This is a genomic window from Curtobacterium sp. MR_MD2014 (genome assembly GCF_000772085.1).
Lineage (GTDB): Bacteria > Actinomycetota > Actinomycetes > Actinomycetales > Microbacteriaceae > Curtobacterium.
Genome location: NZ_CP009755.1, coordinates 2,622,035 through 2,634,434 on the forward strand (window position 1 = coordinate 2,622,035; position 12,400 = coordinate 2,634,434).

Annotated in this window: 11 protein-coding genes; 8 read left to right on the plus strand and 3 right to left on the minus strand. The window is 71.7% G+C overall.

Features of this window, described 5'->3' with window-relative positions; translation table 11 throughout:
- The first annotated feature begins 35 nt into the window (after positions 1-35).
- From NI26_RS12085 to NI26_RS12095, 3 genes are all read left to right on the plus strand, one after another.
- Positions 36-1,403, plus strand: coding sequence for an extracellular solute-binding protein (locus NI26_RS12085; protein ID WP_066655690.1), 1,368 nt, complete (start codon positions 36-38; stop codon positions 1,401-1,403).
- A 123-nt stretch (positions 1,404-1,526) separates the two neighbouring features.
- The gene (locus NI26_RS12090) at positions 1,527-2,423 is read left to right on the plus strand and encodes a carbohydrate ABC transporter permease (RefSeq protein ID WP_066655692.1); all 897 of its coding nucleotides are present in this window, start codon (positions 1,527-1,529) and stop codon (positions 2,421-2,423) included.
- A 1-nt stretch (position 2,424) separates the two neighbouring features.
- Positions 2,425-3,342: a carbohydrate ABC transporter permease gene (locus NI26_RS12095; protein ID WP_066655694.1), complete on the plus strand. Its 918-nt coding sequence runs from the start codon at positions 2,425-2,427 to the stop codon at positions 3,340-3,342.
- A 226-nt stretch (positions 3,343-3,568) separates the two neighbouring features.
- Here NI26_RS12095 and NI26_RS12100 read toward each other — a convergent pair whose 3' ends face one another.
- Positions 3,569-3,946 (minus strand): VOC family protein, encoded by a 378-nt coding sequence (locus NI26_RS12100; RefSeq protein WP_066655697.1) that lies wholly within the window; start codon positions 3,944-3,946, stop codon positions 3,569-3,571.
- 23 nt (positions 3,947-3,969) lie between these two features.
- A complete protein-coding gene (locus tag NI26_RS12105; RefSeq protein WP_066655700.1) occupies positions 3,970-4,797 on the minus strand; it encodes a siderophore-interacting protein in 828 nt (275 codons plus the stop codon).
- Between the two features lie 29 nt (positions 4,798-4,826).
- On the opposite strand from NI26_RS12105, the gene NI26_RS12110 reads away from it, so the two are divergent.
- The 4 genes from NI26_RS12110 (at position 4,827) to NI26_RS12125 (ending at position 9,040) form a co-directional block, all read left to right on the plus strand.
- The gene (locus NI26_RS12110) at positions 4,827-5,906 is read left to right on the plus strand and encodes a FecCD family ABC transporter permease (protein ID WP_235426357.1); all 1,080 of its coding nucleotides are present in this window, start codon (positions 4,827-4,829) and stop codon (positions 5,904-5,906) included.
- Entirely contained in the window at positions 5,903-7,024 is a 1,122-nt protein-coding gene (locus NI26_RS12115) for a FecCD family ABC transporter permease (RefSeq protein ID WP_081985013.1), read from the plus strand. Before NI26_RS12110 ends, NI26_RS12115 begins: the two co-directional genes overlap by 4 nt.
- Positions 7,021-7,941 carry an ABC transporter ATP-binding protein gene (locus NI26_RS12120; protein ID WP_235426358.1) on the plus strand — a complete coding sequence of 307 codons (921 nt, stop codon included), beginning with the start codon at positions 7,021-7,023 and terminating at the stop codon, positions 7,939-7,941. The genes NI26_RS12115 and NI26_RS12120 overlap by 4 nt, the downstream gene beginning before the upstream one ends.
- Before the next feature lie 73 nt (positions 7,942-8,014).
- Positions 8,015-9,040, plus strand: a complete 1,026-nt coding sequence (locus NI26_RS12125; protein ID WP_066655704.1) for an ABC transporter substrate-binding protein — start codon at positions 8,015-8,017, stop codon at positions 9,038-9,040.
- Between the two features lie 81 nt (positions 9,041-9,121).
- On the opposite strand, the gene NI26_RS12130 is transcribed toward NI26_RS12125, so the two are convergent.
- On the minus strand, positions 9,122-11,182 hold the full coding sequence (locus NI26_RS12130; RefSeq protein ID WP_066655709.1) for a transglycosylase domain-containing protein: 2,061 nt from the start codon (positions 11,180-11,182) through the stop codon (positions 9,122-9,124).
- A gap of 219 nt (positions 11,183-11,401) precedes the next feature.
- Between NI26_RS12130 and NI26_RS12135 the strand changes: the two genes are divergently transcribed.
- Positions 11,402-12,394: an alpha/beta hydrolase gene (locus NI26_RS12135; protein ID WP_066655713.1), complete on the plus strand. Its 993-nt coding sequence runs from the start codon at positions 11,402-11,404 to the stop codon at positions 12,392-12,394.
- Positions 12,395-12,400: the final 6 nt, after the last annotated feature.

Genomic DNA, 12,400 nt, shown 5'->3' on the forward strand with positions numbered 1-12,400 from the left:
CCGCTCCGCTCGGCCCGTCCCGATGGAGTGATGCCATGCCGATCCGACCAGCCGTACCCACCCCGCAGTCCCGCGGCGGTGCCTTCACCCGCAGGACCCTGCTCGCCGGTGCAGCCGCCGGCGCCGCGGTCCTCCCCCTCGCCGCGTGCTCGAGCCCGCTCGCCGCCGGCGTCGCCGGTGCCCCGCTGAACCCCGAGACCCTCGTCTTCTGGAACCTCTTCGGCGGTGGCGACGGTGTCCGTATGCAGACGATGGAGGCCGGCTACGCGAAGCAGCACGGCGGGCCGTCCTCGCTGCAGGCGACGACGTTCGCCTGGGGCAACCCGTACTACTCGAAGGTCACACTGGCCACCGTCGGGAACAAGCCGCCGGACGTCGCGATCGCCCACCTGACCCGTGCGAAGCCGCTCTGGGACGGCGGGCTGCTCGACCCGATCACCGAGGACGACCTGGCGAGCGTCGGCCTGAGCGCCAGCGACTTCAACCAGAAGGCCTGGACCGCGCAGAAGACCGACGGCAAGAACATCTGCGTGCCGCTCGACACGCACCCCTTCGTGCTCTTCTACAACGTTGACGTGTGCCAGGAGGCCGGGCTCATCGACTCCGACGGCAACCTGAAGGACCTCAACGGGCTCGAGAACTTCGAGGCCGCGCTGGCCGCCGTCGCGAAGGTCACCGGCGGCACCGCGCTCAACGTCGCGAACGTCAGCGAGGTCGCGACCCCGTGGCGCTTCTTCTGGTCGATGTACAACCAGATCGACGGCGCGACGCCGTTCATCAGCGACGGGGGCGCGAAGCTCACCGTCAACGAGGACGCGTACACGAAGGTCACCGACATGACCCAGAAGTGGGTGAAGGAGGGCTGGCTGAACAAGGGGCTCGACTACGCCACCGCCCAGACGCTGATGTTCACCGGCAAGGCGGGCTTCTTCATGCAGGGCGAGTGGGAGATCAGCACCGCGCAGTCCATCAAGGGGCTGAAGTTCGGCATGGTCCCCGTCCCGCAGCTGTTCGACAAGCCGGCGACGCAGGCCGACTCGCACACGTTCATCCTGCCGCGGAAGGACCGGACGCCCGAGCAGCGCAAGGCGCACATGCTCTTCATCAAGCAGATGCTCGAGCAGAGCCTGACCTGGGCCGAGGGCGGGCACGTCCCCGCGTACATGCCCACGTTCGACAGCACCGCGTTCAAGGACCTCAAGCCGCAGTCCAACTACGCCTCGGCAGCCGAGTCCGCCGTCTTCGACGACCCCGCCTGGTACGGCGGATCGGGCTCGACCTTCGAGAACACCGTCGGCGCCCAGCTCGCACTGGTGCAGCAGGGCAGCAGCTCGCCCGCCCAGGCGCTCGCGGCCATCAAGGACCAGCTCGCCACCTACCTCAACACCCCGAGCCCGCTGTGACCGGGCACGCCTCCCCGACGACCGACGTGAACACCGCGCGAAAGGCACGATGACGTGACCGCTGCACCAGTTCTCACCCGACCCACGGACGCCGCCGCGGTCACCCGTGGCACGCGCCCCCGCGTGAACTCCACCAACCGGGGACAGGGCCGCACCGGCTGGCTCTTCCTCGCGCCCTTCGGCCTGTTCTACCTGGCCTTCCTGCTCGGTCCGACGGTCTGGATGATCGTCACGAGCTTCTTCAACACCTCGACCGTCCGCACCGGGCTCGGCAGCTTCGCGGGCTTCGCGAACTACGCCGAGATGCTCGGTCGCGCCGACTTCTGGTCGTCGCTCTGGCACACCCTGCAGTTCACGCTCTACACGACGCCGCCGCTGGTGATCCTGGCCTTCGTCTTCGCCGTGCTGACGAACCGGATGAACCGCGGGCAGTGGTTCTTCCGCCTGGCGTTCTTCCTGCCGTTCATCCTGCCGTCGGCGACGATCTCGCTCATCTGGGTGTTCATCTTCACCCCGGCGACGGGCCTCTTCGCCTCGATCCAGCAGGCGATCGGCCTGACCCCGGGTGCGGGTGTGCTCGCGAGCCCGAACACGGCCATGATCGGCGTCGCGATCGCCACCGTGTGGTGGACCCTCGGCTTCAACTTCGTGCTGTACCTGGCCGGCCTGCAGGAGATCCCCCGCGAGCTGTACGAGGCCGCCGCGGTCGACGGTGCGTCCAGCTGGCAGCAGATCAAGTCGATCACGCTGCCGCTGCTCGGCCGCACGACGACGCTGGTCATCCTGCTGCAGATCATCGCGAGCCTGAAGATCTTCGACCAGGTGTACCTGATGACGAACGGCGGCCCGGGCATCTCGACCCAGGTCTCGCTGCAGCTCATCACCGGCGTCGGCTTCACCGACAACCGTCTCGGCGCCGCGTCCGCCGCGTCGGTGCTCCTGTTCATCGTGATCGTCGCGATCGCGGTCATCCGGCAGCTCGTCGAGCGCGCTGCCGCCAAGCGAGAGATCGGGGCCTGACATGACCGCCACCGAGAGCATCACCACGTCGCGTCCGCGGAAGCTGCGCTCCGGCGTCTCGGCAGCCGCTCCCGCCAACGCGGCGAAGATCGGCGTCTCCGGCAAGGGCTTCAACACCGCCGCCGCGATCATCCTGACGGTGTTCGCGATCATCTGGCTCATCCCGAGCCTGTTCGCCCTGAAGACGTCACTGTCCGACAACGGGGTCGCGGCCCTGGGCGCGAACGCGATCCTGTCGAACTGGAACCCGACGCTGCACTCCTACGCGTCGCTGTTCCGGTCCGGCGACATCTGGAACTGGTACCTCGCCAGCGGCGTGACGAGCCTCGTCACCACGGCACTGACGGTGCTGTTCGCCTCGATGGCGGCCTTCGCGCTGTCCCGTCTGGCGTTCCGCGGCCGGAACGTCGCGTTCCTGCTCATCATCCTGGGCATCATGATCCCGACGCAGGTCCTGATCATCCCGATCTTCCAGGAGCTCAACGCGGTCAACCTGCTCAACACGTACTGGTCGGTGATCTTCCCGCAGGTGCCGGCCGTGATCGCGGTCTTCATCTTCAAGCAGTTCTTCGACGGCATCCCGAAGGAGCTCGAGGAGGCGGCGCGCATCGACGGTGCGGGCATGTGGAAGATCTACTGGTCGGTGATCATGCCGCTGTCCCGTCCGGTGATCGCCGCGGTCGCGATCCTGACCTTCGTCGGGGTGTGGAACAACCTGCTCCTGCCGCTGTTCGTCCTGTCCAACCCGGACCTCATGACGATCCCGGTCGGGCTCGCCACGGTGCAGGGCAGCTTCGGGCAGCGCTACGCCGACATCCAGGCCGGCGCGATCCTGGCGGCACTGCCGCTGATCATCCTCTACCTGGTCTTCCAGCGGCAGATCGTGGAGGGCGTGACGGGCTCGGGCCTCAAGGGCTAGACGCTCCGCGTCGACGGACGGGAGGCACGGTGCCAGCTGGCACCGTGCCTCCCGTCCGTCGTGCGCGTGGTCGGACCGTGCGTCCCTGGTGGACGCGGGCGTGCCTGGTCGAAGCGGGCGTCCCTGGTCGAAGCGGGCGTGCCTGGTGCTCCTGAACGACCAGGTACGCCCGAGATCGCATTGCATCGCGCCTGTCTTGGGAAGGAACGGGCGGCGCGAGAGCAGGTCAGAGCGGGTCGAGCCGCGTCCGCAGCAGGCAGAACTCGTTCCCCTCGGGGTCCTGCAGCACGTGCCAGGACTCCTCGCCGGTCTGTCCGACGTCTGCGGGTCGGGCACCGAGCGCGAGCAGCCGCTCGAGTTCGGCCTCCTGGTCGCGATCGACCGGCGAGAGGTCGAGGTGGAGCCGCAGGGTCTGGGTCGGCGCGTGCTCGACCCGGTTGAGGATGATCGTCGGGGTCGCGCCGCCGAAGCCCGATGCGGGCCCGATCTCGATGCCGTCGTCGTCCTTCCCGAGTTCGACGTAGTCCAGGACCGCGCACCAGAAGCGCGACAACGCCTCGGGGTCGCGGCAGTTCAGCACGAGTTCGCTCAGTCGACTGCTCATGCCCGCACGCTACGCGGGGACGGTCAGGCGGGGACGACCTGGCGCGCGTCGTGCTTCCAGAACCCGGAGAAGGTGATCCGGGTCTTCGGCAGACCGGCACGGTGCAGGTGTCGCCGGCCCTCGGTCGCGAGCCGCGACTCCCCGACCACGAAGGCGTACCCACGGTCGTCGGCGGGCACGTACCGCTGCAGTTCGGCGAGCGCCGCGCGTCCGGGGACGTCGTGCTCGGTGTCCGCCCGGACGATCCACGTCACCGTGACACCGACCGGGGCGTCGAGCACGCGGACGTCGGCGGCGGTCGGGACCTCCTGGATGATGCGGCCGACGGCGTCGCGCGGCAGCGACGCCGCGATGCCGACGACGGCGGGCAGGCCGGTCTCCTCGGCGGCGACGACGACCTCGCCGGCGTCATCCGGGCAGTCGAAGATGCAGCCCTGGTCGAGCATCGCGAGCTCGTCGCCGGGACGGGCACCGCAGGCCCAGATCGCCGCGCGGCCCTCGGGCTCGCCGTCGGCGTCGCAGTGCACGACGAAGTCGACGTCGAGCTCGCCGACCTCGGGACGGAAGGCCGCGACCGTGTAGTTCGCGCAGTGGGGACGGACGTCCTCGGGGATGGCGAGGAACGACGGCCACCAGCGGCGACCGTCCAGGTCGGGCATCCGGAAGGCGTCCTGGTCGGGGCGCGGCACGAACAGGCGGAACCAGTGGTCGAAGCCGAGGAACGGGAACTCGTGCAGGTCGTCGCCCGTCACGGTGACCCGCTGCACCGACGGGGTGTGCCGGACGGAGCGGAGCACCCGAGCACGGAAGAGCCGGGGTGCCTCGGGCATGAGCCGCGGGATCTTCGCCATGAAGGGAAGGCTACCCTAAGCTGGCCTGCGTGCCATCCCCCGAAACCGTCCTGACGCCCGACCGGGCTGCCCGGAGCGAGGCCCCGCCGCGTGCCGACGGCGTGCACCGCCGGGCCGTCCGTCGTCGGCTGCTGGTGGTCGTGGCCCTGGTCGTCGCGCTCGTCGTCGCCGCGGTCGCGAGCATGCTCCTCGGGAGCAACCGGCTCGGCGTCGACCAGGTGCTCGCGGGGCTGACGCGCAGCGGGTCGAGCACCGCCGAGGCCGTCGTCTGGGGTTCCCGCATCCCGCGCACCCTGATCGGGGCCGCCGTCGGCGCAGCGCTCGGCATCGCCGGGCTCCTCATGCAGGGCCACACCCGGAACCCGCTCGCCGACCCCGGGCTGTTCGGCGTCTCCTCCGGCGCCGGGCTCGCGGTCGTGCTCGGCGTGTACGTCTTCGGGGTGACGAGCACCGGGGCCACCGTCTGGTTCGCCCTCGTCGGGGCCGTCGTCGCGAGCGTCGTCGTGTTCTCGGTGACCGTCGCCGGCAGCGGCACCGCGAGCCCCGTGCCCCTCGCCCTGGCCGGGGCCGCCGTCTCCGCCCTGCTCGGGGCGATCACGTCGTTCATCGTCCTGACCGACCAGGACTCCCTCGACGCCTACCGCCTGTGGGTGGTCGGGTCGCTCGCCTCCCGGCAGCTCGACGTGCTCGTGGCCGCGGCACCGTTCCTGCTCGTCGGCGCCGTGCTCGCGGTCTGGAACACCCGCGCCCTCGACGCCCTGGGGCTCGGCGCCGAGCTGGCGAAGGGCCTCGGCGAGAACGTGCTCGTCGCCCGGCTCGTCGGGCTCGGCGGCATCACGCTCCTGGCGGCCGGTGCCACCGCCGCCGCCGGACCGATCGGCTTCGTCGGCCTCACGGTGCCGCACGTCGCCCGCGCCCTGGTCGGGACGGGGCACCGCTGGACGCTCCCCGTGTCGGCACTCGTCGGCGCTGCACTCGTGCTCGTCGCCGACGTGGTGGGCCGACTGGTCGGCGGGTTCTCCGAGGTCGAGGTCGGCATCGTGCTCGCCGTGCTCGGCGGTCCAGTCTTCGTCGCCGTCGCCCGTCGCCGATCGCTGGTGTCCCTGTGAGCGCCGCCACGGACGGACGGCTCGAGGCCGAGCGCGCGGTACCGTCCGGCACGGGCCGTCCGCCCGCCGGTCGCCGTGGTGTCCGGATCGGCCCGGTCGGACTCGCCTGGCGTCCGCGGGTGCTCGGCTGGACGGTCGGTTCGCTCGCCGTCGCCCTGGCCCTGGTGGTGCTCGGCGTCGCGGTCGGCAGCACGTTCATCGCGCCGGGCACCGTCGTCCGCGCACTGCTCGGCGCCGAGGACGGCCCCGAGGGCTTCATCGTCACCACGCTCCGGCTCCCCCGCGTGCTCACCGGCGCCCTGGTCGGCCTGGTGCTCGGGACGGCCGGCGCGCTGACCCAGACGGTGACCCGGAACCCGCTCGGCACGCCGGACATCATCGGCGTGACCTCGGGAGCGAGCGTCGGCGCGGTCGCCGCGATCGTGCTCGGTGGTGGCACCTACTCGGTGTCGGCGGTCGTCCTGAGCGGCGGCATCCCGGTGGCGGCGACGATCGGCGCACTCGTCGCCGCGGCCGCCGTGTACGGCCTCGGCTGGCGGGGCGGCGTGCAGAGCTACCGGTTGGTGCTCGTCGGCATCGGGGTGAGCGCGACGCTCGACGCCGTGACCAGCTACCTGCTCGTCCGCGCGAAGATCACCGTCGCCACGGCGGCGTCGCAGTGGCTCGTCGGCAGCCTGTCGAGCACCTCGTGGACGACGGTCTGGCCGCTCCTGCTCGTCGCAGCGGTCTGCGTCCCGATCGCCCTCGCCACCAGCGCCGCGCTCGGCATCGGGCAGCTCGGTGACGAGGTCGCGACCGGCGTCGGACTCGGCGTGCAGCGCCACCGGCTGCTCGTCCTCGCCCTGGCGGTCGTCCTCACCGCCGCCGCCGTCGCCGCCGCCGGACCGATCGGCTTCGTCGCGTTCGTCGTCCCCCAGGTGGCCCTGCGGCTGGCCGGGACGAACCGTCCGCCACTGCTGCTCGCGGGGGCGCTCGGGACGGTCCTCGTCCTCGGCGCCGACCTGCTCGCGCGCTCCGCCTTCCCGTGGCAGGTGCCCGTCGGCATCGTGACCACCGTCGTCGGGGCCCCGTACCTGATCTGGCTCCTCGTCCGCCACCGCAAGGAGATGTCCCGATGACCGCCACCACGACCGACGGCAGGACCGCGGGCGCACCGGACGCGACCACCGACCGGAGCGCGGGCGGCGCCTCGACCGGCACCGTGCCCCCCGTCCTCGAGGCCCGCGGACTGTCCGTCGGCTACGACCGCGACCCCGTCCTCCGCGACCTGGACCTGCGGATCGAGCGCGGGACGGTGACGACGTTCCTCGGCGCGAACGGGTGCGGGAAGTCGACGCTCCTCAAGGCGTTCGGCCGCGTGCTGAAGCCACAGTCGGGCGAGGTGCTGCTGGACGGCTCCCCCATCCGCCGGGAGCCGAACCGCGCCGTCGCCCGGCGGCTCGCGATCCTGCCGCAGACGCCGCTGGCTCCCGCCGGCACGAGTGTCCTCGACCTCGTGATGCGCGGACGGAACCCGCACCAGTCGTGGGCGAAGCCGTGGACGGCCGACGACGCCGACGTCGCCGAGCAGGCCATCGCGGCGACCGGGCTGACCGACGTCGCGCACCGCGACGTCGCGAGCCTGTCCGGCGGCCAGCGGCAGCGCGCCTGGATCGCCCTCGTGGTGGCGCAGCAGGCGGAGACCCTGCTGCTCGACGAACCGACGACGTACCTCGACCTCGCGCACCAGCTCGACGTGCTCCGGCTCGTGCGGCGCCTGAACCGCGAGCAGGGGTCGACCGTCGTGATGGTGCTGCACGACCTGACGCTCGCGGCGCGGTACTCGGACCGGCTCGTCGTGCTGCACGACGGCGGTGTCGTCGCCGACGGCACGCCGCAGGACGTCCTGACACCCGCCGTGCTGGAGACCGCCTTCGGGCTGCACGCCCGCGTCGTGCCGGACCCGGTCACCGGCGCGCCGATGATCGTGCCCGAAGCAGACGAGCACGAAGCGGACGAGCACGGGGCGGACGAGCACGAGGCTCCACGCGCCTGACCGCCGCCGATCCGGGTCCGTGTTCTCGTCCGATGCTGGCGGGTCTCTCAGAGTTAGGTTAGGCTCTCCTAACGTGAAGATCCCCCGCCGCGGCTCCCTGCGCGCCGCCCTCGTGACCTCCGTGGCCGTCTCGGCCCTCCTCCTCACCGGCTGCTCCGGTGCGAACGACGAAGCCGGCTCCGGCGACACCGCGGGCACGGGCACGGCCGCCTCCGGTCCCTGGTCGTACGAGGACGCCACCGGCACGACCGTGAAGACCGACAGCACCCCGAAGCGCGTCGTCGTCCTCAACGACGTCGCCATCTCGTTCATCGAGTACGGGCTGCGCCCGGTCGGCACCTTCGGCCAGCTGACGATGGCGAAGGACAAGCGGTTCACCGACCTCGACACCGACGGCATCACCCAGCTCGGCGAGGCGTACGGCGACATCGACCTCGAGGAGCTCGCGGCCCTGAAGCCCGACCTCGTCGTCACGTCGGTGTACCCGAAGGACGAGCAGGGCACGCTCGACACGACCCAGCCCGGCTACGGCTTCAAGGACAAGGAGCAGCAGCAGCAGGTCGAGGCGATCGCACCCGTCGTCCAGGTGAAGTGGGGCGGCAAGGGCGAGGACGTCATCGAGACCATCGCCGACCTGGCCGAGTCGCTCGGTGCCCCCGAGGCGAAGGTCCAGGCCGCCGAGGACCGCTTCGACGCGGCCGAGGACGAGCTCGAGCAGGCCGCGAAGTCGAGCGACGTCTCCGTCGTGTCGATGTTCGCCGACGGCTCCGGCGCGTACGTCACCCGCCCGACCGACGAACCGAGCCTGCAGATGTACTCGTCGTTCGGTGTCGACTTCGTGGACCCGAAGCCGAAGGGCTTCTACTGGGGCGTCTACTCGTGGGAGAACGCGGGGCAGATCACCGGTGACGTGCTCCTGCTGTCGCAGCAGGGCTACCAGGTCGCGGACCTCGAGAAGCAGCCGACCTTCGCCGACAACGCCGCGCTCGAGGCGGGCCAGGTCCACAGCTGGACCTTCCCGGCGCTCGACTACGCGTCGCAGGCCGACTACATGACGAAGCTCGCGGGCTGGCTCGAGGACAGCAAGAAGGTCTCGTAGCGACCCACGTGCGGACGGGAGGCGCGGTGCCGGCTGGCACCGCGCCTCCCGTCCGTCACGGGGTCGCTCCGCAGCGGACGATCAGCCGGCGGGCAGCGCCGCGTTCACCGCCGTCTGTGCCTGCCGCCACACGTCCGCCCGGGACCCGGCGTAGGTGCCGCCCTGGCCGCTCCCCACGTACCGCAGGTTCGTCTTCCCGCCGTCGGTGTTGCCCTGCCAGTACGCGGTCACCGCCCGCGAGGTCCCGCCGACGAGCCAGATCTGGTCCGCCGCGTCGGTCGTGCCCGTCTTGCCGAACAGCGTCGCCCCGTCGAGGGTCTGCCCACCCGACGCCGTGCCGCCGCGGAACGCACCCTGCATCACCGCGAACGCCTCGGCCGCGACCGACGCCGACACCGCCTGCGTGCAGGACCGCGGCTGCCCACCGAGGGCCGTCCCGTCCGGCCCGGTGACCTGGTCGACGACGACCGGGGCGCAGTACACGCCGCCGTTCGCGATCCCGGCGTAGGCGGCCGCCATCGTCAGCGGGGCGATGCTCGTCGTCCCGAGGATCGCCGCCGGGTTCGCCGGTAGCTCCCCACCCGTCGCCGGGTGGACACCCAGTCGCGCGGCGGTGTCGCGGATGTCGCAGAGATCGAGCTGCGACGCCATGTCCGCGTAGGCCGCGTTCACCGACTGGGCCGTCGCCGCGCGGACCGAGTACGGCCCGGTCTGCCCCGGCGAGTCGTTCTTCGGGTCGTACGGGGTGTCCAGCGTGACCCGCTGCCCGCACTGCGTCCACGTGGCGCGAGCCTTCCGCGTCCCGTCCACCACCGTGTCGGGGCTCCGGCCGGACTCGAGCCACTGCAGCAGCGTGAACATCTTGTAGGTCGAGCCGACCTGGAACCCCTTCGAGCCGCCGTTCGACTCGTCGGTGGCGTAGTTGAGCGAGGTCGCCGTCGCCGGTGCGTCGGCCGACCGGTCGAAGTCCTTGTTCTGCGCCATCGTCAGCACGCGACCGGTGCCCGCCTCGACGGTGTCGAGCGTCGCACCGAGGGCGAGCCGGCTCTCGGTCGCCGGGTCGTGCAGGGCGAGCAGGTCCTTCTGCTGGGTGTTGAGGTCGAGGTCGAGGGTGGTCTGCACCCGGTACCCGCCCGTGCGCCACGCGGCGGCGCGGGCACCGGGGTCGGCGCCGAGCTGCGGCAGCTCCTTCGCCACCTGTTCGGCGTACGCGCAGAAGAACTCCGCGCCGCGCACCGCCGACTCGCACCCCTGCTGCGGCGCCGTGAGGCGGACGTAGTCGGCGGGACGGGACGCGAGCGCGGTCGCGAGGTCCGCGTCGCTCAGGTGCCCCTGCTCGTGCATCGAGCGGAGGATGACGTCCCGCCGCGCCTGGTTGTCGGCGTGGTGCTCGGGCGTCGACAGGTCGCGGCGCTCGGGCCACTGCACGATGGCGATCAGCGACGCGGCCTCGGCCGGGGTCAGGTCGGAGGCGTCCTTGCCGTAGTACCGCTGCGCGGCTGCCTGCACACCGTAGGTCTGGTCGCCGAAGTACGCGATGTTCAAGTAGGCGGCGAGGATCTCGTCCTTCGAGTACTCCTTCGCGAGTCCGATCGCCAGCTTCACCTCGGCGAGCTTGCGCTCCGGGCTCTTCTTCGTCGCGTCGCGGTAGCCGGCCTCGCGCTCCTCGGCGGTCGGCAGTTCGCTCGCCTGCTGGATCTTGATGTTCCGCACGAGCTGCATCGTGATGGTCGAGCCACCGGACCCGCCCTGCCCGCCGGAGGCGATGACGCTCGCGACCGACCGCACCAGGCTCGTCGGGTCGACGCCGCCCGTCTCGCGGAAGCGCTTGTCCTCGCCGTCGATCGCGGCGTGCTCGAGGGTGTCGCTGATCTGGTCGAGCGACAGCTCCTGGCGGTTCTGGTCCCACACGTCGACCAGGTGCACGGGCTGTCCGCCCTGGTACGCCCAGATCTCGTTGCGCTCGGGCAGGTCACCGATCTCGATGTACTCCGGCATCGAGTCGAACAGGTCGATCGCCGAGGTCGTCCCCACGCCGGCCACCGCGAGCACCGGTGTCACCCCGACCCCGACCAGCAGCCCCGCCAGCACGCTGCCGCCGACGAAGCCCAGGGCTGCCCCGGTCGCACGTCGCATCGTCATGTGTCCCCCTCGTCGTCCCGCCCCCGTCGTCCGGAGGCGTCGGGTGACCCTCCCAACGCTGTTCGGACGTCTGCCCGGGGTTCCCCGGGCAGAACCGGCACGACCGCTGGGAAAGGACCGAGTCGGTACGGATCGTTACCGCAGGGGCTCCCGCCGTCACCGTCCCGTGACCCGACCGTGACCGCGTCGTGACCGTGTGCTCGTCGGTACGCTCGGGGGATGGGGACCGGACGGTGGCACGAGGACGTGCTGGGGGCCTCCTTCGAGCGCCTCGAGCTCCCGCTCGGCGAGGACGGTGAGGGACCGGTCGTCGCGACCCTGGTGCGGCGCCGGCGGTCACCGAACGACCTGCTGCTGCACGCCCGCGGCCCCCTGCACGGCGTGGACGTGCTGTACGTGCACGGCTGGTCCGACTACTTCTTCCAGGTGGAGCTGGCGGAGCACCTCGAGCGGCTCGGAGCGCGCTTCCACGCCCTCGACCTGCGGAAGTACGGCCGGAGCCTCCGCCCACACCAGACGCCCGGGTTCGTCGACGACCTGGCCGTGTACGACGAGGACATCGGTGCCGCCCTCGACGCGATCGCCGCCGAGCACCACGGCGGTCCGCGCCGACGACTCGTCCCGATGGGGCACTCCACCGGCGGGCTGACCCTGGCGCTCTGGGCCGCGCGGCACCCCGACCTCGTCGACGGCCTCGTGCTGAACAGCCCGTGGCTCGAGTTCCAGGCGAGTGCACTCGGCCGGGCGATCGTCACGCCGGTGATCAAGCTCGGAGCGAAGCGGAACCCGCTCGCGCCGATGCCCGCGGTCGACCCGGGCTTCGCGACGCGGACGGTGTCCGCCACGGGCGAGGGGTCGTGGACCTACGACCAGCGCTGGCGGCCCGAACGGGGCTTCGCCCTGCACCCCGGGTGGCTCGCCGCGGTGTTCGCCGGGCAGGAACGGGTCGCGCAGGGGCTCGGCATCGCGGTGCCGACCCTCGTGATGCTCAGCGACAAGAGCATGCTGCAGCCGCGGTGGGACGACGCGATGACGCGCGCCGACGTCGCGCTCAACGTGGACGTGGTCGCGCACCGGGCCCTGTCGCTCGGCGCCGAGGTGACCGTCCGGCGCCTGCACGGGGCCCTGCACGACGTGGTGCTCTCCGCGCCCGAGGTCCGCGACCAGGTGTGGGACGTGCTCGGGCGCTGGGCCACGACGCTCCCGCGCTGAGCAACG